19 protein-coding genes are annotated in these 20998 nt (G+C 43.5%); 6 read left to right on the plus strand and 13 right to left on the minus strand.

Going from position 1 to position 20998, the window contains the following annotated elements; translation table 11 throughout:
* Positions 1–64 precede the first annotated feature (64 nt).
* Complete coding sequence (locus tag ACP7AA_RS05840) at positions 65–559, minus strand: nuclear transport factor 2 family protein (protein WP_201565352.1); 495 nt, start codon at positions 557–559, stop codon at positions 65–67.
* A gap of 513 nt (positions 560–1072) precedes the next feature.
* Positions 1073–2410, minus strand: coding sequence for a CNNM domain-containing protein (locus tag ACP7AA_RS05845; RefSeq protein ID WP_201565383.1), 1338 nt, complete (start codon positions 2408–2410; stop codon positions 1073–1075).
* Positions 2411–2940: 530 nt separating this feature from the next.
* Here ACP7AA_RS05845 and yajC point away from each other — a divergent pair.
* The 6 genes from yajC (at position 2941) to ACP7AA_RS05875 (ending at position 9569) form a co-directional block, all read left to right on the plus strand.
* Entirely contained in the window at positions 2941–3270 is a 330-nt protein-coding gene (yajC, locus tag ACP7AA_RS05850; RefSeq protein ID WP_201543085.1) for a preprotein translocase subunit YajC, read from the plus strand.
* A gap of 324 nt (positions 3271–3594) precedes the next feature.
* A complete protein-coding gene (gene secD, locus ACP7AA_RS05855; RefSeq protein WP_271133112.1) occupies positions 3595–5472 on the plus strand; it encodes a protein translocase subunit SecD in 1878 nt (625 codons plus the stop codon).
* A 9-nt stretch (positions 5473–5481) separates the two neighbouring features.
* The gene (gene secF / locus ACP7AA_RS05860) at positions 5482–6738 is read left to right on the plus strand and encodes a protein translocase subunit SecF (protein ID WP_426222912.1); all 1257 of its coding nucleotides are present in this window, start codon (positions 5482–5484) and stop codon (positions 6736–6738) included.
* A 221-nt stretch (positions 6739–6959) separates the two neighbouring features.
* Entirely contained in the window at positions 6960–8384 is a 1425-nt protein-coding gene (locus tag ACP7AA_RS05865; RefSeq protein WP_426222913.1) for an MATE family efflux transporter, read from the plus strand.
* Positions 8385–8488: 104 nt separating this feature from the next.
* Positions 8489–9220: an AzlC family ABC transporter permease gene (locus ACP7AA_RS05870; protein ID WP_201628588.1), complete on the plus strand. Its 732-nt coding sequence runs from the start codon at positions 8489–8491 to the stop codon at positions 9218–9220.
* On the plus strand, positions 9210–9569 hold the full coding sequence (locus tag ACP7AA_RS05875; RefSeq protein WP_426222914.1) for an AzlD domain-containing protein: 360 nt from the start codon (positions 9210–9212) through the stop codon (positions 9567–9569). The genes ACP7AA_RS05870 and ACP7AA_RS05875 overlap by 11 nt, the downstream gene beginning before the upstream one ends.
* Before the next feature lie 236 nt (positions 9570–9805).
* Here the strand turns inward: ACP7AA_RS05875 and purF are convergent, their stop codons facing one another.
* The 11 genes from purF to ACP7AA_RS05930 form a co-directional block, all read right to left on the minus strand.
* Positions 9806–11341, minus strand: a complete 1536-nt coding sequence (purF, locus tag ACP7AA_RS05880; protein ID WP_426222915.1) for an amidophosphoribosyltransferase — start codon at positions 11339–11341, stop codon at positions 9806–9808.
* 235 nt (positions 11342–11576) lie between these two features.
* Positions 11577–12074, minus strand: coding sequence for a CvpA family protein (locus ACP7AA_RS05885; protein ID WP_271133108.1), 498 nt, complete (start codon positions 12072–12074; stop codon positions 11577–11579).
* A gap of 80 nt (positions 12075–12154) precedes the next feature.
* On the minus strand, positions 12155–13189 hold the full coding sequence (locus ACP7AA_RS05890) for a quinone-dependent dihydroorotate dehydrogenase (RefSeq protein WP_413500510.1): 1035 nt from the start codon (positions 13187–13189) through the stop codon (positions 12155–12157).
* 253 nt (positions 13190–13442) lie between these two features.
* Entirely contained in the window at positions 13443–13868 is a 426-nt protein-coding gene (locus ACP7AA_RS05895) for a DUF4870 family protein (protein WP_426222916.1), read from the minus strand.
* Positions 13869–14004: 136 nt separating this feature from the next.
* The gene (gene gspM / locus ACP7AA_RS05900) at positions 14005–14574 is read right to left on the minus strand and encodes a type II secretion system protein GspM (RefSeq protein ID WP_426222917.1); all 570 of its coding nucleotides are present in this window, start codon (positions 14572–14574) and stop codon (positions 14005–14007) included.
* A gap of 2 nt (positions 14575–14576) precedes the next feature.
* Entirely contained in the window at positions 14577–15902 is a 1326-nt protein-coding gene (gspL, locus tag ACP7AA_RS05905) for a type II secretion system protein GspL (RefSeq protein ID WP_296172532.1), read from the minus strand.
* Positions 15903–16196: 294 nt separating this feature from the next.
* Positions 16197–16655 carry a SixA phosphatase family protein gene (locus ACP7AA_RS05910; protein ID WP_426222918.1) on the minus strand — a complete coding sequence of 153 codons (459 nt, stop codon included), beginning with the start codon at positions 16653–16655 and terminating at the stop codon, positions 16197–16199.
* A gap of 92 nt (positions 16656–16747) precedes the next feature.
* A complete protein-coding gene (locus ACP7AA_RS05915) occupies positions 16748–18061 on the minus strand; it encodes an NAD(P)H-dependent glycerol-3-phosphate dehydrogenase (protein ID WP_201624300.1) in 1314 nt (437 codons plus the stop codon).
* Positions 18062–18273: 212 nt separating this feature from the next.
* Positions 18274–18963 (minus strand): nitroreductase family protein, encoded by a 690-nt coding sequence (locus tag ACP7AA_RS05920; RefSeq protein WP_426222919.1) that lies wholly within the window; start codon positions 18961–18963, stop codon positions 18274–18276.
* A 19-nt stretch (positions 18964–18982) separates the two neighbouring features.
* Complete coding sequence (gene zapE / locus ACP7AA_RS05925; protein ID WP_201628595.1) at positions 18983–20089, minus strand: cell division protein ZapE; 1107 nt, start codon at positions 20087–20089, stop codon at positions 18983–18985.
* 126 nt (positions 20090–20215) lie between these two features.
* Positions 20216–20872, minus strand: a complete 657-nt coding sequence (locus tag ACP7AA_RS05930; RefSeq protein WP_271133101.1) for an alpha/beta hydrolase — start codon at positions 20870–20872, stop codon at positions 20216–20218.
* Positions 20873–20998 lie beyond the last annotated feature (126 nt).

Below are 20998 nucleotides of genomic sequence, written 5' to 3' on the forward strand. Positions count from 1 at the left end.
CTAACTCTGCTAGCGATGGCTCATTGATGACTAATGACATTACTTACTAATAAAGTAGTAATGATTAATTAATCGCCACTTGTGACACAGCGCGTAAAAGCACCGCATTACCAGTCGATAAAGTAAGCGTTACTCTCGATGTCGTAACAAATGAGACCTTTTGCCCATCTTTTACCCAACTTTCATTGGTAGTGACATTGGCTTTTGCTTGCTCACCGGTAATGACAATATTATCCACATTGATATCGTAGCGATAATTTGAGGTATTACTCCAACTGTTTTGCAGTAATTTTAGATAAGCATCTTTGTCAAGACTGGTAGACTTACCTTTTCTTGACATAGAAATCAGCGCATCGTCAGATACGAGGCGCGCGACCTGATTAAGACTTTGGCTATTGGCTGCTGACTTCATGGCCGTCGCATAATTTTGTACCAAAGCTTCGGTCATGGTTGCCGCTTGCGCGCTGATAGTCATGGTACTGGCAGCCGCCACTATCGCAGTCACGCTAGCGCTTTTCATCAATAGAGCCAACAGCCCTTTTCCCCATAATCTTTTCATGATATTCCTTAGTGATACTATTATCGTCTATATCGTCATGGTCAGGTATGATTTTCATCATGCCATCATAAAATGACGCTTAACGGTGATGTATCATTTAATTATAAAGTGCTGCTCTCGTAGATAAACAGTTATCATATAAATTGAAACAAGTCGTGCTTTTATCAGTTAAGTATTTTACATCTGGTTTAATCTAAGACTTTTAGCAGCCTTCTGTTATGATAATTTCAGCCTATCACTAAATTCTCACAGCCATGTGACACCCTGTGTAATTATTGCGAATATCATCAAAATTGACAGCCTAGAGTAAAAAATGACCGCTTAACTTAAATGCTATGACTAAGTAGCATTACTAGATATCATGCATTATCAAATATATTACTCTTTATAGAAACTATCTATTATAAGAACTGCCTAAATGATTCATAACTTAGGCAGCTTTATCTAACCTGTTTTTAATGTCTGTTTTTAATAGCTACATTTCTAATAGCGGTGTTTCTAATAGCTATAGTTCTAATGCTTATTCTCGGTATGAATGTCTTCATACTGCTCATCATCACTCAGCTTCATACCCAAGCGCTCAACACGTCTGTCCATCATCTGCCGAGCCAACGCTTGCATGTCTTCGACGCGGTCTATTTCATCGACAATCTCAAGACCCAACAAGGTCTCAAACACATCTTCTAATGTCACTAAGCCTTTGACCTCGCCATACTCACCAACGGTAATGGCGATATGAATACGGTTTTTTAGCATCAGCTCTAATAAATCAAACAATTTCATCTTTGAAAATACAAAGGTAATATCACGTTTGAACTGCGTCAAGGGTTTATGTACCGCATGATTAACCTTGGCCAATAACATGTCGGTTTTTAAGACAAAACCGGTGATATTGTCTAAATCACCATCATAAATCGGCAGGCGCGAAAAAGTGAGTTTTGGACGGTCAACCAATAATTCAGCAACGGTTTTATTTTCTTCAAACGCCAGCATCACCGAACGCGGGGTCATAATATCTTCAACTTTAATGGCACCAAATGCCAATAAGTTACGAATGATACGCGACTCTAATGGGTCGATTTGTCCTGACTCTTCGCCGATACTGGCGAGCGCCGCAAACTCTCGGCGACTAAAGGTTACAGGCTCTTTGCCTCGTACCAATAGTTTGGTCAGTTTTTCTGATATCCAGATTAATGGGTATAGCAGTAAAATAATACCGCGTACAAAATAAGCCACCATGCCACTTAATTGACGCCAATAGACTGTGCCTAACGTTTTTGGAATAATCTCAGATAAAAATAAAATTGCCAAGGTCATAATGGCAGAAAACAGTCCAAACCAAGCGCTACCAAAAACAATCGTCGCCTGTGCACCAGCGCCAATAGAACCTAAGGTATGTGCAACCGTGTTTAAGGTTAAGATAGCCGCTAATGACTGATCGATATTATCAATCTTTAAGCGTCTTAGCATGTTGGCTTTTTTGGGGTTAGTCTCTTGAACATCGGCGATATATGACGGCGTCATACTAAGTAATGCAGACTCTGCCAACGAACAAATAAATGAGATACCAATCGCTACTACCACAAATAAGATAAGCAGTAGAACGCTGGTCGGGCTTGGGTCTGCTAAGGCATCAGCAGCCAGCACCGATTGCGGCAGTAATAGAGTGAGGAATAGCGTTATCAATGCAGATAACGTAGCAAGCCGTTTTATAACAAAACGCCACATATTAAGGCGCATCATACCGAAGTAATTTTTACTAAAGCGAGTATAGCCACCCATCGTCGGGGGAGGTTCAGCGGATGCGTCTTTACGACAGGCGCGCGGACGGTATAAACGAGGTACAGATATAAAAGAGGTGAACAAGTTAGGTAACCTAAACAAAGAAGTAAAAGGAAGTCACAATATATCATGAGCTGACGGCAGCAGATAGAAAATAATAGCCGATAGCGTCTAATTTTTATCTATTTAACGACCAAAGTCATGCTCAAGACAGCCTATTATACCCCCATTTATAGCGATATAAACCCTCGTTTAATCGTAGCGGCAATAATGGCATTCCATAGTCAATAACTATTTATATCAAAGATATAATGTATTGAATAAAGCTATTTTTTGACTATTGTGACACTATGCCAATTGATATATCTACTTAATAGTCGGCTTTTACTGCTTGCTGAGCGTCAGAGCACTCTACCCTTTAACTCCAATCATTCTATCATTTAGAATAGCAAAATGATTGTTAGGCTAAATATTGGCGGTTAGTATGTTAAATGGGTAACAAAAACACGCCTAGCCTATGATTAACAGTTACCAAGTCTGGGATTTTTTGTTACTATGCCTGTAAATTTATTGTTATCTATGACTTACTGAGAGAAATTATGAGCTTTTTTATTCAAGCTGCCCATGCTGCGCCAGAAACTGCCGGAGCTGCGTCACTATTTGGTCAAATCTTATTGCCAGTGGCATTTTTTGCCATTTTTTACTTTTTGGTGATTCGTCCACAGTCTAAACGCACCAAAGAGCACCGCGCTATGGTCAATTCATTGACTGTTGGTAGCGAAATCATCTTTGCTGGCGGCCTTATGGGTCGTATCAAAGCACTAGAAGGCGATTATGCGGTTGTGAGCTTAAACAACAACACTGACGTTAAAGTACAACGTGCTTCTGTTATTTCAGTATTGCCCGCTGGTACTATCGAAAGCGTTTAAGCATTATCGATGTATTTGATGATTGTTAAACATGAATTATTGAACATTGGTTGTGACTAATTGATGGCTATTATCAATTAATAGTTGTAATGACTTTAAAATGACCGTACATTATTTACGGTCATTTTTCGCTTTACTGCTTTACGCTTTACCGTTTTTTGCTTTACTATCATCGCGGATGATCACAGTGGTGCATGATTCAGTACGACTACTAAAACAATATAGTAGCTCTCCCTTTAGTCACTCACCCTTGTTATCGCTAACTTCCCATCTGCTAACTTGTGGCCTGCGTCGCCAGTAGTTTATCAACTTAAAGAAGTGATTATGCAATATCCCGCTTGGAAATACTTACTCATCACCGTCGTGCTCATCATTGCCGGTCTATATGCGGCTCCTAACCTATATCCTGATGAACCTGCCGTACAGATTACCAGTGCAGCAGCAGGTACGCAGCTGTCTGAAGGTATCTTGACTCAGTCTCAAAGCTTGCTCGAAGAAGCAGGCTTGAACAATCATGATGGTACCTTTGAAGGCAATAGTGCGCTGGTGCGTCTCGACAATCCAGTCGATCAGCTAAAAGCTCAGGAAGTGCTGCGTCAAAATCTAGGCGAGGACTATGTGGTCGCGCTGAACTTGGCACAGACTACTCCTGAGTGGCTACGTGATATCGGCGCAAGACCCATGAAACTCGGGCTTGATTTGCGCGGTGGTGTGCGTTTCGTGCTAGAAGTGGATATGGACAAGGCGCTCGAACAACGCTTAACCAGCGCCAGTCGTGATATGCGCCGTGACCTACGTGCTGAACGTATTGCAGTTAAAGGTATCAAAACAGAAAAGCGTGGCGTGGTGCTGCATTTTTCTGATACTGATACCCGTAACCGTGCGCAAAATATCCTGCAAGGCTCAATGGGTAACACATTCTCCTTACAGTCTTCTATTGATGAGCAAGGCCCTGCCCTGATTTTAGCTTATAACGATGCAACCTTAGACGAAATCAATAGCTACGCGGTCAATCAAAACTTGACCACCCTACGCAATCGTATTGCTGAGCTTGGGGTTACTGAGGCCTTGGTACAATCACAAGGCGCTAGCCGTATCGTGGTTGAGCTACCGGGTGTACAAGATACTGCAGAAGCAAAACGTGTCCTTGGTCGTACGGCAAACCTTGAGTTCCGTATGGTCGCTGAAGGCGCTGAAAATTATATGGGCGGTATTCCGCCTGCTGGTACCGAAGCATTTCCATTTGAAACGCTTGATGGTCCACCAGTATTGCTAGAGCGTCAAGCGATTGTCACCGGTGACAAGGTTACGAACGCGCAGACAGGTATTGATGAAAGCGGCTCGCCTGAAGTAAGCATTACCCTAGATAGTGCTGGTGGTAAGCTGATGCAAAACGCCACGCGTACGGCTGTCGGCAAACAAATGGCGGTGCTGTTTATTGAAAATAAACAACGCATTACTTATGAAGAAAATCCAGCAACTGGTGAAACCGTCGAAGTACGTACGCCGTATGCTGAGACTAAAGTTATCAACCGTGCAAATATCCAAGCGGTACTGGGTTCTTCTTTCCGTATTACTGGGCTTGATAGCAGTGCTGAAGCCGCAGAGCTTGCGCTATTGTTACGTTCAGGCGCATTGGCAGCCCCGATGTATTTCGTTGAAGAACGCACCATTGGTCCATCATTAGGCCAAGAAAATATCGATAAAGGCCTATTCTCTACCCAAGTGGGTTATCTACTGGTCTTCGCCTTTATGATTATTTTCTATCGCTTATTTGGGGTGATTGCTAATATTGCCCTAGCGATTAACGTCATTATCATTATTGCCATTATGTCAATTTTAGGCTCATCACTGACCCTACCCGGTATTGCTGGTATCGTCTTAACCATCGGTATGGCGGTCGATGCCAACGTGCTGATTTTTGAGCGTATACGTGAAGAGCTGGCAAACGGGGTCAGACCAAAATCCGCTATCGTGGCAGGTTTTGATCGTGCCTTTAGTAGTATTTTCGATGCCAACATCACCACGTTATTGGTCGCGTTTATCTTATTTGCGATTGGTACGGGTCCGATTAAAGGCTTTGCGGTTACCCTCGCGATTGGTATTGTCAGCTCACTATTTACCGCGATTTTGGTAACCCGTGCGCTGGTACAACTTGCTTACGGTAAGCGTAAATCTATCAAACGTCTGAGCATCGGTTAGGAGAAAACTATGGCCATCGATAATAACAACCCTTTAGAACAACAGAATAACCCCGAACCGAATGGCTCAAATAGCGAAGCTAGTACGCGCCGCCGTAAGAAACCGCGCCGTGATGGTAAAGGCAGTAATACCCAAAGCAATAAGACTTCTAAGACGAGCTTGAGTAAAAATAAAACCCGTCGCGGTGGTAAAGATGCGAGTCAAGACAGCCATGCATTGGCCACGCAAGCAATGGATCCTAATCTAAATAATTTAGACATAGGTGATGCTGAAGATAATGCAGCAGCAGAAGCTGAAGGTGGCATCAAAGCCATTGGCGATCAACGTATCATCCCATTTATGAAGTTAGAAAAGCCGATGGCACTTCTATCGCTGCTAATGGTGATTGGCAGTATTATCGCCATTGCCGTCAATGGTCTAAATCTAGGTCTTGATTTCACCGGCGGGGTTTCAGCAGATGTACGTTATGAGCAGCCTGCCGAACAAGTCGAAGTGGTTAAAGCCTTGGCTGATAATGGTTTTGATGATGCCGTCGTGCAGTATTTAGGGACGCGTCAGGAGCTTTTAGTACGTCTACCACCACAGTCTGACAACGTCGACGGACTTAATGCCAGTCTGAGTAAAGCGTTGGCACTGCCTAATAATAATGTTGAAATCAGTAATGTTAATATTATCGGTAGCCAAGTAGGTAACGACATCTATCTAAGCTCAGTCATGGCATTGGTGTTGGCACTGGCCTGTATGCTGGGCTATGTTGCCTTACGTTTCCAGTTTAAGCTGGCGCTTGGTGCGGTACTGTCGCTATTCCACGATGCTATCGTGACCATCGGGATTTTTGCATTATTTGGCTTCCCGTTTGACTTAACGGTCTTGGCGGCTATTTTGGCCTTGATTGGTTATTCAATAAACGATACGATCGTCGTTTATGACCGTATCCGTGAGAACTTTCGCCGTGTCCGTGGTATCACGCCGCGTCAAACGGTTGATTTGTCATTGACAGAGACCCTACGCCGTACCATTATGACCATCTCAACGGTTCTGTTAGTAGTCCTTGCAATGCTATTCTTAGGCGGAGAGGGTTTATACTGGTTCTCAGTCGCCCTATTTATCGGTTTACTGGCAGGAACGTATTCATCTACTTATATTGCAAGCTCTATTCCTTTAAGAATGGGTCTATCACGTGAAGACTTTATTGTAAAAGTAAAACCTGAGTTTGAAGAAGAAATCGTGACCTTTAATGATCCAAAAATGTATGAGCAAGATTAATGCTTACCTCAAAGGCAATAATTAGACCCTTTAATTATTAAGCTGCTAAGTTATTAAGCTGATAAGCGTTATCCTGACAAAAGCACCTACACCCTAGGTGCTTTTGTCTATGTATGATGGTCAAAATAAAATCAATCGTAAAGCGTTTAATGCTGCTATAAATTTTTATCCTTATTACTACCTACGAGTATTCTTAATCTGCCTATCTAAGCGACTGTGTTATGTCATCTACCTTACCGCCAAGTACTATGCCGCCTATCGATACTCGCTATGGGCGCATTATCGCCATCGCCTTGCCAGTATTATTGGCCAACCTTGCGATGCCGCTACAAAGCGTCATTGATACAGCGATTGTCGGTAATATGAATGACACTGCGAAGCTCGCTGGGATGGGCTTAGCCATACAGCTGCTGTCTTTAATACTGGTCAGCTTTAACTTTTTGCAATATGCGTCATCTGGACTGTCGGCACAAGCATTGGGTCAACTGGCTAATAAAGATGCCTCTAGCAATAACAATGCGCCATTAAACCCATCTAACCGAACACCATCACCGCTGTTGTCGATTTTGCAACGGGCTTTATTATTGGCCTTTATGATTGGCGCGGTTTTACTTATCGCAAAACCTTGGTTAATTGATTTTGGACTGCAGGCGCTTTCCGCCAATCCTGACAGCGGCAGCGCGGCAAAGACTTATTTAGATGTACGTTTTTGGGGTGTCATCGCTGAGCTGATGAACTTTGCCTTTATCGGCTGGTTTGCTGGTCAAGGTAAGACCCGCTACATGCTTTATCAGCAAGGCTTTATCGCTATCCTTAATATCATACTGACCTTGTTTTTTGTTTATGTGATGCAAATGGGCTTGGTTGGGGTGGCGTTAGGTACGACAATTGCCTTTTGGCTTGGCGTAGTTTTGGCATTATGGCTCAGCCGTCGACATCTACAAATCTCTTGGCGAGCGTTATTGACCGCCAATAAAGAACACTTTACCAAAGATAAAATGCTTAGGCTATTTTCATTAAATAAAGACATTTTCATCCGTACGTTAATTTTAACAGTAAGCTTTGCTTGGATTACCCGCCTGTCTGCCCAAAGCGGCGATGTCATACTGGCTGCCAACGCCATCTTATTGCAGGTATTGAGTATCTCAGCCTTTGCCCTTGATGGCGTGGCGGTATCTGCAGAAACCTTAAGCGGACAAGCTGCGGGACGACGTGACTGGCCACGGTTTCGTATTATCGTTAAGCGCACAGGCGTGGTTAGCTATGGGCTTGCCATTATGCTAAGTGCGATATGGTGGCTTGCCATGCCGACTTATTTACAATTGATGACCAATATCGAGCCGGTGTTTGCGCTTGCTTATGACTATCACCTTTATGCCGTACTTCTCCCCCTTGTAGGCGTTGGCGCTTATTGGTTAGATGGGATATTTTTTGGTTTAACGGCAGGTAGTGTCATTCGTAATGCCGCACTGATATTGGCGGTTATCTTTTTCCCATTAAGTTGGCTACTGTATCAACAATGGGATATGACCGGCATCTGGCTGAGCGTTTGGTGCTTATTATTATTAAGATTGATTATACTCGGTGGGTTTTTATATCGTGCCCATCAGACAGGTAGTTATGAAAAATTGCAGCCTGAAGCCTGATCATTAAGAGCATTTAGCTAAAATGATGCTTGTATGATGAATTTAAAAAACAAGAAAAAAGACCATAAACGACAAATTAAAGTAAGAAAAAATTAGGATGTCACGTGAATACTCAATCAAATGAGATAAATCAAAATCAAGCCTACCATTACGATTGGGCGGAAGGCTTTAAAAAAAGCTTGCCAGTCGCCATGGGTTATCTGCCAGCAGGGATTGCCTTTGGTGTGCTCGCACAAGTGGCTGGTGTGCCGGTGTGGGCTACTATCATGCTAAGTGTGGTCTTATATGCAGGCGCGGCGCAATATGCTTGTCTGCCGATGCTGAGTGCTGGATTACCGATTGGCAATATCGCAACCAATATTGCTGCTATTAACTTGCGCCATGTTTTTTATGGTATGCCGTTATTACAGTATCTACCAAAAAACAAAATAGCCAAGACTTATTGTTTATTTGCCTTAACAGACGAAACGTTTTCAGTGATGACCAGTTTGCCAAATGAGTCGCGCCAATCATTGATACTGCCTATTAGTCTGTTTAATCAAAGCTGGTGGGTATTAGCTGGTGCGATTGGCGTGATGATTGGCAGCGCCCTAAGCGATTTAATACCGCATTTGGATTTTGCCTTGGTCTGTTTATTTGCGATTTTAGCTTATGAGCAATTCCAAAGTATCAAACGCTATTTCCCCATTGGTATTGCCGTCATTGCCTTAGTGATTGCCTCGTTTTTTACTAGCAACTGGTTATTACTAGTAGCGATTACAATTTGTATGCTTATGATTTTAGCCCGTGGAGTTTGGGTGCAGCGCAGTGTGCAAGGAGGCAGCAATGAGCAGTAGTTACCTAATTTTTGCAACGTTCGCGATGGCCGCAGTGACGTTTATTACTCGCGCCCTGCCCGCCTTAATACCCAAAAAGCTACTGGATACGCCGTGGCTACATCGCTTAAATGAAAGCTTGCCGCTGTCTGTGATGGTATTGCTAATCTTAACCAGTCTTTCTTATCAAGGTTTGTCAGGCAATGCGAGTTTAAATAGCGCTGAAGTACATTTATTAATGGCACAAATTGGTGCGTTATTATCAGTATTAGTCGTTTATCATCTTAGCCGTCAGTTACTGATCAGTATGATCGTCGGTATCGCTGCAATTAATGGCTTTTTATGGCTATTTACGCATTTTTTAGGCTGATTAAAGGTTTATTGTATATAGTAGATTAATTTTAAAAAAGATACAGCGCGACTGGGATAATTTTTCGTAGCCTCTGTGATAACAGCAAGCGAGGAAAATTTATACCAGTCGCATGTGGCTGTTAATTCATCAATTTTATTTCACACTGACTACATTTATTTTTGCCCGTAAAAAAGGCTGCAATCTCAATGATTGCAGCCTTTTTATTTTGCCATTATTTTAAGATATTTAGTCTTTTATAGCTCTTCTACGCCCATCATATCGACTGGGGTATCAGCAACGATTTGTATACCTTTTTTGCCAGTCTTAGCCGTGTCATTACGCTGCTCTTGTAGATGTTCAAGATAAGCTTCGTTAATTTGTCCGGTAATGTAGCAACCGTTGAACACCGCACAATCAAAGCCTTCGACCTTGCTATGCTTGGTATCTTTAACGGCTTCAATCAAATCGTCCAAATCTTGGAAAATCAAGCGGTCAGCACCGATAATCTCGCGTACTTCTTCAACGCTATGACCTGAGGCAATCAGCTCGCTACGCACTGGCATATCGATACCATAGACGTTTGGATATTTAACCGGCGGCGCAGCACTGGCAAAGAATACTTTACGGGCACCGGCATCACGTGCCATTTGGATAATTTCGTGACAGGTCGTACCGCGTACGATTGAATCATCAACCAAAAGGACATTTTTACCTTTAAACTCAAGCGGTACCGCACTTAGCTTTTGACGCACTGATTTTTTACGTTGCTGCTGACCTGGCATGATAAAGGTGCGACCGATATAGCGATTTTTCATAAACCCTTCACGGTATTTCACATTCATCTTTAGCGCCAGCTCCATCGCTGAGGTACGCGAGGTATCAGGGATAGGAATGACCACATCGATATCATGATCTTCGCCCCATTCAGCAAGGATTTTATCGGCCAGTTTTTCACCCATACGTAGGCGTGATTTATAAACAGAGATATTGTCCATAATAGAATCTGGACGGGCAAAATACACATATTCAAAGATACAAGGCGTGTATTCTTTTTGCTCAACGCACTGATAAGTATGTATTTGATGATCTAAATCGATAAAGATAGCTTCGCCAGGCTTAACATCACGAACAATACTAAAGCCCGAACCCGTCAACGCTACTGACTCTGAGGCGACCATATATTCTGTGCCGCCATTGGCTGCCATACGCTTACCGTAAATCAGCGGACGAATACCGTTTGGATCACGGAATGCTAGCAAACCATGGCCAGTAATCAGGGCGACCACGCCATAAGCGCCTTCAATGCGTCCATAAACCGCGGTGACTGCTTCAAAGATATCAGCAGGCGTCGGATTGGTTTTATCCAAATTTTGCATCTCATGCGCAAGGACATTTAGCAACACTTCAGAATCTGAGTCGGTATTTAAATGGCGACGATCTTCTTGATATAGAGACTTAGCCAGACTTTCAGCATTGGTCAAGTTACCATTGTGCGCAAGCGTGATCCCATAAGGCGAGTTGACATAAAAAGGCTGTGCTTCGGCACTACTTGAGGTGCCAGCGGTCGGGTAACGGACGTGACCGATACCAAACTTACCCACCAGCTTTAGCATATGACGATTCATAAATACGTCACGTACCATGCCATTTTCTTTACGTAAATAAAGACGCCCGTCCTGTAAAGTCACAATACCTGCCGCATCTTGCCCGCGATGCTGCAACATGGTTAAGGCATCATAAAGAATTTGATTGACTGGCTCATGAGCTGCGACCCCAACGACTCCACACATAGTTGTATCCTATTTTGTACCACACATTGATAACACAATAACGGCATAACTGCTGACAAAGTTATGGAACACATTGCCTGCCATTTACCGCCAAGCTGACGATTTTTCTGACTAAAAATCTTATAGATAATCAATAAGGCCTATTATCCATTAGACAAGTTGTTGATGATTGATAGAGGTGTATTTTACGAATATTAAAGCTGATTGAATAGCTTTTTATGAGCACTGATGATGCTTAGGACTGATTGACCTGATCCCACGCCAAGCCAAACATATCTGAGACCAGCTCTTTACCCATGGGGGCATAAGGCAGTAATTCAGGCGCGAGCACCGAGGTTTCCCATTGCGGCATTTGCACCAATAATGGCGCGCTGACGCTAAGAACCACTAAGACCATAAGGACGTTTTTTGCCGCCCCAAGTACCCCGCCCGCCACTTTATCAAGGATACCAAGACGTAAGGTTTTGAGTACTCCGGAGAATACGAATGCAACTAGGTGCATGATGGCTAAGATGGCAATCACAATCACTAAAAAAGCCATCGCCATTTGCAAAACAGGATTTTCTACCATACCTGATAATTGCGGCGCGACGGAACCCGCCAATCGAGTGGCAGCAATAAGTGCAATAAACCAACCGACCAAACCGACAGCTGTCTTAATCAGACCTACCTGAAAACCACGCCATAAGCCAATCAGAACAACCACAGCAATCACAATGTCTAAACCACTCATGTTTATCGCCTCATTTGCATCTTATATCGGGTATTTCAGTAAAGTTGAAAAGCTTGCAGTTTTAACAATCTTTAAAAGGATTAAGCTTCCATGGCATCGTAATAGCCACCGATAGATTGAATGCAAGACTGTACCAGCCCAGGCCCTTTATAAATAAGCCCTGAATAAAGCTGCACCAAATCTGCACCCGCCTCGATTTTCTTGACGGCTTTGGCGCCGCTATCGATACCGCCAACGCCAATCAACGCTACCTTACCATCCAGCTGATCGGAGAATTGTTGTAAAATTTGCGTACTAATGTGGCTGACCGGACGACCGGATAAGCCGCCTGCTTGGTCGCCATCGGGCAAATCTTCGACGCCTACGCGGCTTAAAGTGGTATTGGTAGCAATCAAACCATCAATCTCAAAATCCAGCAGCTGCTGGGAGATATAATCGACTTGTAACGGCTCTAAATCAGGAGCGACCTTTAACACCAAGGGCACATAAAAACCATATTCGGTTGCCAGCTGATTGTGACGGTTTTTAATGGTGTCTAATAATTGGGTTAACGCTTCACCGCTTTGTAGGTCGCGCAAATTTTTGGTATTCGGAGAGGAGATATTCACGGTGATATAAGAAGCATGCGGATAAACACGCTCTAAGCAATAGACATAATCATCAGCCGCATTTTCAACCGGTGTTGCCGCATTTTTTCCGATATTAATACCGATATTGCCTTTGTATTTGCAGCGTTTGACGTTTTCAATCAGGTAATCAACGCCTTGATTATTAAAGCCCATACGATTAATGATGGCATCGGCTTGCTTGATTCTAAATAGTCTTGGTTTGTCATTGCCGACTTGCGGCTTTGGCGTGACAGTACCCACTTCGATAAAACCAAAACCCAACTCTGCTAGCGCATCGATATAGTCGCCGTTTTTGTCCAATCCGGCAGCAAGCCCAACGGGATTGGCAAACTGCAAACCCATACAGTCGGTTGGCTGCATTGACTGACCATATACTAAGCCCAATACACGCGCTTTATGAGCTTTATCTAATAAAGATAAGGTCATCTCATGCGCGTGCTCGGGGTCCATATTAAACAAAAAAGGGCGAAGTAAGGCGTAAGACATAGTAATGACAGACCCTGCTTGAAAAGAAATGATAAATAAGAAAAACGAATGAGGTCAAGCGCTGCGATTATATCAGCTTAACTGAAATAAGACCAAAGTTTCATAGGACAAATTGCGCTAAATCATGCGAATAAACAATCGTTGATATTGCAAACGGACTCACTTAGTTTAGTAATGAGTGGATATCAAAAAGCATTTTTTTGAATGCATTGTTTATTCGTATTTGCTGCTTATTGATATGCATGCTTTTAGCTTACGGAACTGGGCGGCCATCAGTAAGCGCAATCCAACCGCGTACAATACGGTATAAATGCCAAATAAAAGTAAAGCCCATAATAATAAAGCCTAAACTGGCCAATAATATCGAGCCGATGGCAATATTATTACTGTCAGCAAACATACTTACGCCAAAACCACCTAGGGCAAATGTGATAATAAGCACACCAATGACAAAAAAGACGATGCTATACCAAAACGTCTTAATCTGCCAATCAAAATGCGTGGCAAGCCAGGTATTATCAGCGTCACGGCGTTTGGCATAATTCATAAAGATAGGCACAATCCACAGCAGTCCGGCGGTAAAATAGCTGAGCACATAGAGCAAATACGTGATGTGATTATAGGTAATCAAAGAACGGCGCTTATTATCACTCATCGTATTATTGGGATTATTTATCATACGGTCACTCGTTATCTTCTGTGGCTAATAGCTATATTATTGTGGCAATTGAGCAAGGTTTCAATGCAGCATATTTTAAAATATAAAGGTGCTTAAACATCAACTTGTTAGGTGTAAAAGTTGTTAGGCATACCTCTTAAGAAGTTACGGTCGCCTGTACCTGAATCGCTTTAGTGACCAAATCTTGCTGCATCGACAGTTGGGTAAATTGCCAACCTTGCTGCTCAAGCTTACCCAGTGCGCCGCTCACCACCGCTTGGCTTGGATGATTAAAGCTTAATTGCACCGCATCGCCAGCAGCAATGACCTGCGCATCGGCAATACCTGAATTTTTTAGCAGCGCATTGATACTGCTAGCCGGCGGCATGGTATCTACGCCATCTGCACTACTAGCCGCATTTAACGCATTGCTGTCAATGTTACCAGCTTGGGCACGTAACCAAAAATAATCGGCGACCTGCTCTTGATAATCATTTTTGCTAGCGTTTGCAGCTTGATGAACACTATAGCCGCCATAGCCACCGACAAATAATAGCAAAAACGCTGACAATAACAACAGAGCTAATTGGTCGCGCGCAGACAATGCCTGCCAACGTGTCGCTAGAATGCTTTGGTAACTACTCATGCGCACTGATAAAGCACCACTTCGAGGGCGAGGGTTAGTAGCAGTAGTGCTGCGTTTGGCGAGGCGCTGTAATCTTTTCATGGTTACCCTTTATTGCTGACGCTGCTATTGTTTGCTACCACATCAACGGTCACTTGACCACTAAACTGCCCTTGCTCATTACCATTCACTTGTTCTAATTTGGCGTTTAAGCCTTGGGCGACAAGCGTATTGGTAAATTGATCAAGACTGCCGCGGTCGGGCGCAATCAGCGTAAAGCTAAGCGCAGTTGGCTGCATGACTAACGCCTGCGCGCGTAATGACGACTGTTTAATCAACGGCGATATACGTGATAATACCGCTATGTGAGCGTTAGGCGCTTGGCTGTCACTACGCAGTTTTGGTTGCAATTGCACTTGTAGCTTTGTGCGCGTACTAAGTGGCTCATTTGGAAACCAAGACTGATACTGGCTCGCAATCTCGGTTTTGGTCGCCGCTGTCGCCGCCTTATATTGATACCACTGCACCCCATCGGTCGCCATCTGCAATACCAATGCCGTTAGCGCGACCATCATCGCCACCCGTAGATACGGTGATAATTGCGAATCGGTTGATTTAATAAAAAAGTTCAGCGCATGACGTTCAGGATTTTCAAGCGGTTTAGGAGTAACGGGAAGCGTGGTTAATAGTAATTGATGCTCGGCAATCATTGCCGCTGTCTGAGTAGAGGCGCTGGCTGTGGATGCAGATTTCGTTAAATTAATACCATCGTCAAACGCTGGCTCATTAGCAAGATTTTCAGCAAGACCGTTATTAGAAGCTTGATGAAAAACGGCACTAGAGTCATCAAAGATGTCATCGATGGCTGGCAATAGCAGCACTTCGCTTAAATACGGAAAACGCTCAAAGATTAAAGGCAAGTAACTTACTGCCATGCCTTGATGTAAGGATTGGCGCAGCAGCATGGTTTGTTGGTCTTGGTATAATATGATTTGCTGCCCTGCGCCCTCTTCTGGCGTTGGCAGTAATAAAAAGTCAGGCAGTAACGCTACGATGTTCATGCCAGCGAGCTTGGCGCTTTGCTGCCATGATTCGATATCGCTTTGAGCCAAAGCATAGAGATGATGGCTGGTATTTTCAGTCATTTGCCGAATGGCTAACTGCTCAACCGGCGTTAGAGAAGTTTCTTCAAATAAATACTGCTTACCGCTCATACCTAATTGTTTGAGCTGAGCAGTATTTAGCTCCGAATCCACTTGTAAGACATGGCTTGATGGAAAATACAGACAAACAGATTTTTGGCTATTGGTTTTATAGCTACCATAAATATCATGCAGCTGTTGCCAACCGTCAATCAATTGCCATTGCTTTATGTCTTCATGCCAGACCGCTAGTGGACTGTGCTGCGCTCGTAACCAAACATGTAACACCAAATGTGTCCTTAATTATCAAAGCTGTTGTTTAAAGCCATTGCTTATTGAAGCTGCCATTTAAAGCTACTGTTTATTAAAATGGTTATTCGTTAAAGCTGCGGTCTAGCAAAAATCTAGATAGTTTTACGAGCGTTTGTATAGTCGATACTAAATAACATGGATACGTTATCTGACAAGGTGAAACTGGTACAAATTTTTCTAGCTTGCTGTGCCTACGCCAACAGAGGCTACAAAAAATTCATTCCAGTCTCACTGTGTCTTCTTTATATGGAGCTGACTATATTATTGATATTAATAAGGTTGTTCGGGAACAAAGCGATCAATCTCGGTTGCCATACCTGTCATCACAAAATCCATCTCAAACACGCGTGCTTCTGCTAAAGAGAACGACTCAGGATAATCACCCGTTAGCAGCCCTGCGATATGAGCAACGATAGACATATGACAGACGACCACCAGACACTCTGCTTCAATATTACCAATATCGATGAGCGCCTGACGGGCATCGTCAGACGGCGTGATATTTTCTTGTATTTGTGAGGGCACGTTAGGGGCGCGTAACTGTAATGCCGCCAACGTCTGCTGCGCTCTCTTATAAGGACTCACGACAAAACAGTCAGGCTGATAATGAGTGGTAATATACTCTGCCGTTTGCGCAGCTTGCTGCTGACCAAAATCAGTCAACTGACGCGCACTATCTGGGCGCGTTTCATCTTCTGCTTGACCATGACGTACTAAGATAATTTTCATAATCTTAACCACCTTGTTTGTTACTTTTACCTGACTATTTTGATACTAATGCTATTTAATTATTATGCTGAAGCGACATTTTGCTAAGCGTTTTATTTATTATCGCCATCTACTTTTTTATTTTTAGCATTTTTAGCATTTTTAGCATTGCTGCTTGCCGTTTGCATTTGCGCCGTTAATGAAGCATTGCTATGGTCATGCTCCATGACAAACTCAACATCGCTACGGAAGCCCGCTTCCATAAGATGTAAAGCAACGCCAAGTGCGGCTTTATCTTCATAAATGACTGCATGCAAGGCATGGGTAATCGGCATATAAATGCCTTCTTTGGTGGCTTTCTCATGTACCTGCTGAATAGTATTGACGCCTTCAGCGGTTTGACCCAGTTTTTTGACCGCCGCATCGATGGTCATACCGCGACCGAGCATATTACCAATACGGTAGTTGCGACTCAGCTCTGAGCTGCAAGTAGCATATAAGTCGCCGACGCCGGACAGACCTAAAAAGGTCAGCGGATTGGCACCAGCATGCACGCCAAAACGGCTCATTTCTGCTAAGCCACGGGTCAGTATCATGGCTTTGGTGTTTTCACCGACTTCATAAGCTGCCGCCATTCCCATTGCAATGGCATAAATGTTTTTGAGCGCGCCACCAAGTTCGACACCGCGAACATCATCACTGGCAAACACTCTAAAAAACGCACTGTGTAGCGCTGCTTGTACCGCATGACGCAATGGCTCAGAGTCACTGGCAATCACCGTAGCAGACGGCATGTTTTTCATGATTTCGATGGCAAGGTTTGGCCCTGACATTACGCCAAAGTTTACTTCTGGTAGCTCATCTTTAATAATATCACTCATTAAAGCGAAGGTATCTTTCTCCATACCTTTGGTCAAAGAAACGATAGATTGCCCGCTAATAAAGGGAGCGATACTTTTAAGGGTTTCTCGAAATGCAAGGCCTGGAACAGCTATAAAAATAATATCGGTATCTTTGACCGCCGCTTGTAAATCGTGGCTGTATTTGAGGCGATCATCAAGCTTATAACCGGGCAGATATTTTTTATTGGTCTGCGTCTTTGCCATTGCTTTAACCGTACGCTTATTGCGTACCCAAAGCGTGGTATCACAGCCATTACGGGCGGCCAAGTTTGCCATTGCCGTACCAAAACTACCACCACCTAAAAATGCCAAACGCAACTTGGTTGGATTGTTATGGATTTCTGCCATGTTTTTTGCCACGGCAGATTCAACCGCGCTAGGATTGAGCTTCTTACGTCCAAGCCCTGATTTGGTAGCACGCTCAATGATACCTGACAGCAAACTGTTTTGTTTTTCAGCGGCTTTATTCTCTGCCTGACTGCTATCTATACTTTTGTCTTTATTTTTATCATTAGCGCTGGTCATATTCTTTTATCCGTGTTGACTGACTGAATTATGAGTAGATTTGATGCTGAGTATACAGGGAGACTAACGGCATGTTTCAACAATTATTGATATAAAATCGCTATTTTAATCGAACAACCTGATTAATTTACTCATTATTCTCTTTAATGAGTGACTTTAGCGCCGCATCTGCCCTGCCATGATATCTCTGTAATCCTACTACGCTATTGCCTTTATGACTCAAAGCGTAGCAAGGGCTCAATATCAATGGGCTTGCGCGTGGGCACATCACAAGGACTGCTGCCAGTATAAACAAAAGCCGTGACATAATCATCTGCGCCAACGCCAAAATATTCTTTAACGGCAGGCTCATTACATAACAAGCCTGTGCGCCAAACCGTACTAAACCCTTGGGCTTTTAGCGCCAAAATAAGGTTTTGCACTGCGGCGCCAGTGCTTAGCATTTGCTCAAAAGGTGGTACTTTTTTATGCACTTGCATCTGGGTGACGACCGTAATAATCACCGGCGCACGTAGCGGCATATTATAGGTTTTTTGGCGAGATTTCTCAGACAGCGCCTCACCCTCTTGTGCCGCTTGTGCTTCAGCGGCTGCTAAAAAGGCACGACCCAAGTCATGACGCGCATTACCTTGGGTAACAATAAAGCGCCATGGTTGCAGTTTTTTGTGATCAGGCGCGGTAACCGCACAATCGATAGCCGCTTTAATCTGACTTTCTGTCGGTGCCGGAATACTCAGGTTGCCGATGCTGCGTCTCGACTTAATCCAATTAATCAGCTGCTCATCGGTCACTTGTGCATTTGTCACTATAGGGCTTTCGGTATTATTTTGCGGCGCGCTTTTACTTGATTGCTCGCCGCTATTATCGTTATTCTCTTCTAAGCTGTCTGCTGAATTACTCATAATGTATCCTTATTCTTTATTATGCTGCATCCGTATCTTCGACTCGATGCTCCATTCTTAAGTAATCTTCTGACTGCATCTCAAGCAGGCGTGAACGTGTACGCTCAATCTCAAACGCTAACTTCTCTCCTTGATACAGCTCAAGAATAGACTGCTCTGCCCGAACCAGTAATTTTACGCGGCGATCATAAAATTCATCAACCAGATAAATAAAACGGCGGGTCGGATCACGCAAATTATCATCTAAAGCGGGTACGGCATTGATTAAGACGGTGCTAAACTCTTTGGCAATTTCAATAAAATCAGACGCTGAACGTGGCTCCATACATAAATGACGGAAGTCACAGAATAAAATATCTTCGGTGCGCGCATTAATTCTAATTTCACGACCATTGATAGTAATAGGCTCATTGCTGATTTTTTGATTATTAGATAAGCTGGCGAAACGGTTAGCAAGCCAATGGTGATTGGCTTTAGTCAAAGGCGACTCATATAGCTCCGCCTGCTGCAAGACACGCAGGCGATAATCAATGCCAGAGTCAATATTCATTACCGTCGTATGGCGCTCAACTTCGGCGATAGCCGGCATAAAGCGGTCACGGTGCAGACCATCTTTATAGAGACCAGACGGCTCAATGTTTGATGTGGCGACCAAAGTTACGCCACGATTAAATAACATGGTGAACAAATCACCCAAAATCATGGCGTCGGAGACGTTGGAGACAAAGAACTCATCAAAGCAGATAATCACTGCTTCTGCATAAATGATATCCGCGACTTTTTCCAACGGATCGCTCTGACCTTGCAGATTATTTAGCTCTTGATGGACGCGCTGCATAAAGTGATGAAAATGCTGGCGCATCTTACGCTCAATGGTTAAAGAGTCGTAAAACATATCCATCATCCATGTTTTACCACGTCCTACCCCGCCCCACATATACAAACCTTTGGGCGCGACGGGCTTTGCTTTTAAAAAGCTAAAAAAGCCTTTTTTTTGTTCGACGCTACTATTGAGCTGATGATAAAGCTCATCTAAATAGCTCATCGCCTGATATTGCTGCTCATCTCGAGTAAACTCATCAGTGCTAATGGCCTGCTCATAACGTTGCAAGGGAGATAAACTCATAATACGACTCATCATTAGACAAAATAAATATAAAAATGGTGGATGTTATTTGCTTAACCATATTAAAGCGGAGATTCTATCGCTAATTAGCTACACAACATCGGATGGTAATATCTAAACAATCAGCTATTTACTACCAAAGCTATGTTCTTCTAACAAGCCTTTAAGCTCAGATAAACGCCCGTGGAAAAAGTGCCCAGCGCCATCAATGACACTAACCGCTAGCCCTAAGCGTTCAGCAAACTCTTGCATACTAGCCGGCGCAATAACATTATCTTCATTCCCGTATATCTCAAAAGTTTTATCAACGGGTAAGGTAATGTCACTGTTGTCATTTTTTTCAACGGATGGCGCGATAAGGGCAACTTTTTCTATCTCAAAATCACTCAGTCCCCAAATATGCGGCGACACCATGACTTGCTCAGCAACACGTGCCGTCACGTAACCGCCAAAGGAAAAACCACCCAACCACAATTTACGTGCGTTGGTTTGCTCTGCAATCCATTGTAGCACGGTCATTGCGTCTACTACTTCCCCTTCCGCATAATCGTGCTCGCCAGTTGACTGCCCGACACCGCGAAAGTTAAAACGTACCACATGCATGCCATTATCACGAGCAAATCGATACATGGTCGTGACTACCTTATTATTCATCGTACCATCGAATAACGGATTAGGATGGCAAAGCAGCGCCACCGTATCGGTATTGGGATCGTTAGGATTGTCTTGTTGCCAAAGTGCGTCAACTTCGAGCACGCCAGCAGGAGCAGGAATCAGTTGCATAGAATTACTTACTAATTAAGAATGAATAGTCCAATTATCCTAGATATGGTTTATATTTCAAGTGATTTGCTGTGTACTGGTGCTGTTTGTCTCATTTTGGAGTGACGGTAAGGAACAATCACCTTG

Source organism: Psychrobacter sp. DWR1-2-3 (assembly GCF_049896465.1).
Lineage (GTDB): Bacteria > Pseudomonadota > Gammaproteobacteria > Pseudomonadales > Moraxellaceae > Psychrobacter > Psychrobacter maritimus.

Coding starts and splice junctions, on each gene's coding strand:
- ACP7AA_RS05840 (WP_201565352.1), bottom strand. CDS start 559: ATGAAAAGATTATGGGGAAAAGGGCTGTTGGCTCTATTGATGAAAAGC.
- yajC (WP_201543085.1), top strand. CDS start 2,941: ATGAGCTTTTTTATTCAAGCTGCCCATGCTGCGCCAGAAACTGCCGGA.
- secD (WP_271133112.1), top strand. CDS start 3,595: ATGCAATATCCCGCTTGGAAATACTTACTCATCACCGTCGTGCTCATC.
- secF (WP_426222912.1), top strand. CDS start 5,482: ATGGCCATCGATAATAACAACCCTTTAGAACAACAGAATAACCCCGAA.
- ACP7AA_RS05865 (WP_426222913.1), top strand. CDS start 6,960: ATGTCATCTACCTTACCGCCAAGTACTATGCCGCCTATCGATACTCGC.
- ACP7AA_RS05875 (WP_426222914.1), top strand. CDS start 9,210: ATGAGCAGTAGTTACCTAATTTTTGCAACGTTCGCGATGGCCGCAGTG.
- purF (WP_426222915.1), bottom strand. CDS start 11,341: ATGTGTGGAGTCGTTGGGGTCGCAGCTCATGAGCCAGTCAATCAAATT.
- ACP7AA_RS05885 (WP_271133108.1), bottom strand. CDS start 12,074: ATGAGTGGTTTAGACATTGTGATTGCTGTGGTTGTTCTGATTGGCTTA.
- ACP7AA_RS05890 (WP_413500510.1), bottom strand. CDS start 13,189: ATGTCTTACGCCTTACTTCGCCCTTTTTTGTTTAATATGGACCCCGAG.
- ACP7AA_RS05895 (WP_426222916.1), bottom strand. CDS start 13,868: ATGATAAATAATCCCAATAATACGATGAGTGATAATAAGCGCCGTTCT.
- gspM (WP_426222917.1), bottom strand. CDS start 14,574: ATGAAAAGATTACAGCGCCTCGCCAAACGCAGCACTACTGCTACTAAC.
- ACP7AA_RS05910 (WP_426222918.1), bottom strand. CDS start 16,655: ATGAAAATTATCTTAGTACGTCATGGTCAAGCAGAAGATGAAACGCGC.
- ACP7AA_RS05915 (WP_201624300.1), bottom strand. CDS start 18,061: ATGACCAGCGCTAATGATAAAAATAAAGACAAAAGTATAGATAGCAGT.
- ACP7AA_RS05920 (WP_426222919.1), bottom strand. CDS start 18,963: ATGAGTAATTCAGCAGACAGCTTAGAAGAGAATAACGATAATAGCGGC.
- zapE (WP_201628595.1), bottom strand. CDS start 20,089: ATGAGTTTATCTCCCTTGCAACGTTATGAGCAGGCCATTAGCACTGAT.
- ACP7AA_RS05930 (WP_271133101.1), bottom strand. CDS start 20,872: ATGCAACTGATTCCTGCTCCTGCTGGCGTGCTCGAAGTTGACGCACTT.